At 66.9% G+C, this 1,603-nt stretch carries 1 protein-coding gene; it reads left to right on the top strand.

Annotation, left to right across the window (positions count from 1 at the left end; genetic code table 11):
• The first annotated feature begins 8 nt into the window (after positions 1-8).
• Positions 9-1,589 carry an MFS transporter gene (locus ACFYOW_RS03225; protein ID WP_387284027.1) on the top strand — a complete coding sequence of 527 codons (1,581 nt, stop codon included), beginning with the start codon at positions 9-11 and terminating at the stop codon, positions 1,587-1,589.
• Positions 1,590-1,603: the final 14 nt, after the last annotated feature.

Raw genomic sequence — 1,603 nt, 5'->3', positions numbered from 1 at the left:
GGAATGCCGTGACACGTAATGAGGTGACCGCATCCGCCGATCACGACGCAACGTCCCGTGGTCGGTGGTGGATCCTGGCCGTGGTGTGCATCGGCCCGATGATGGCTTTCGTCAATGTCTCCTCCACGCTCGGAGGGCTCGCCACCATCCAGGCCGATCTGCACCCCTCGTCGTCGATGGCCGTCTGGGTCGCCAGTGCCTACAGCCTGGTCGTGGCCAGTCTGGTGCTCGGCAGCGGGACCGTCGGGGATCTCATCGGCCGGCGGCTGATCTTCGCCACCGGCGCGACTCTCTTCGCGGCGGGCAGTGCTGTGGCATTCGCCGCGCACAACACGGTCGTATTGATTGCCGCCCAGGCCATCATGGGAATCGGCGGCGCGATGGTGTTACCCACCAGCCTGGCCATCATCAGCCACACCTTCACCGATATGCGCGAACGCACCGAGGCCGTTAGCATCTGGGCCGGAAGTTCCGGAATCGGCCTGGCGATCGGTCCGCTGGGAGCGGGGGTGCTGGTGGGTGCCTTCTCCTGGCATGCGATCTACCTGATCAATGTCGTACTCGGTGTAATTGCCCTTCTCGGCGCGGTGACACTGATTCGTGAGAGCAGACTCCCCACCCGGGCACTCGATCCCATCGGGATGGTGCTGGGCACCCTCGCCATCGCGGCACTGACCTATGCGGTGATCGAAGGCGGCTCACTGGGATACACCGAGGTCCGCGTCCTGTGTGCCTACGTTGTGCTGGCCGTGTCACTGGTGGCGTTCATCCGCTACGAAGCCCGCCATCCTGATCCCATGCTGGACGTGAAGCTCTTCCGGTCCGGATCCTTCAGCGCCGTGATGGGTACGGCCGCGGTCACCCTGCTGGGATTCACCGGCACCGCGCTGGTCACCGTGCTCTACCTGCAGCACGTGCAGGGAATTACGGTCCTCGCCGCCGCCGTGCGGCTCCTGGTGATGTTCGGCCCCTTCGTCCTCATCAGCGCCGTCGCCGCCCGTATCGTGCATCGCATCGGGTTCACGACGATGCTCACGCTCGGCCTCGTCGTCATGGCCGCCGGCATCTTCGCGCTCCTCGCCAGCCCACCCGGTACCGGGTTCGGCCGGATCTGGCCCGGACTACTGCTCGCCGGTATCGGCAGCGGCATGCTCATCGCACCCGCTACCGCGGCGGCGGTCAACAGCGTCGCACCACACCAGGCAGGTATGGCCAGCGCCACGGTCAACTTGTTCCGCCAGGTCGGCAATGTACTGGGTGCCAGCGTTCTGGGCACCATCCTGACGACGCGGTTCGCCGACAACCTCCGCGACGAACTCCGTGCTGCCGACCTGCCTCGACCGCTCACCGACGCCGTCGTGTCCGCCGCCGCAGCGGGCGAGCACAGCTCTGCCCTCCCGCCCGCCGTCGCCGGACCGGTCCGCAACGCCATCCAGCACGCGTTCACCGACGCCACCCATCTCGCCCTCACCGTCGCCGGCGTCGCGCTGCTGATCACCGCGGTCCCGGTCGCGATATTCGTCCGCCGGCAACCCGGCACATTCGAGACTGCCACGGCCCCAACGACTTCGGAAATCGACGCCGCATAGGACGGACGTGCCGG

It is taken from the genome of Nocardia sp. NPDC006982 (assembly GCF_042869435.1).
Taxonomy (GTDB): domain Bacteria; phylum Actinomycetota; class Actinomycetes; order Mycobacteriales; family Mycobacteriaceae; genus Nocardia.
This window is presented reverse-complemented; position numbering and strand designations above follow the sequence as displayed.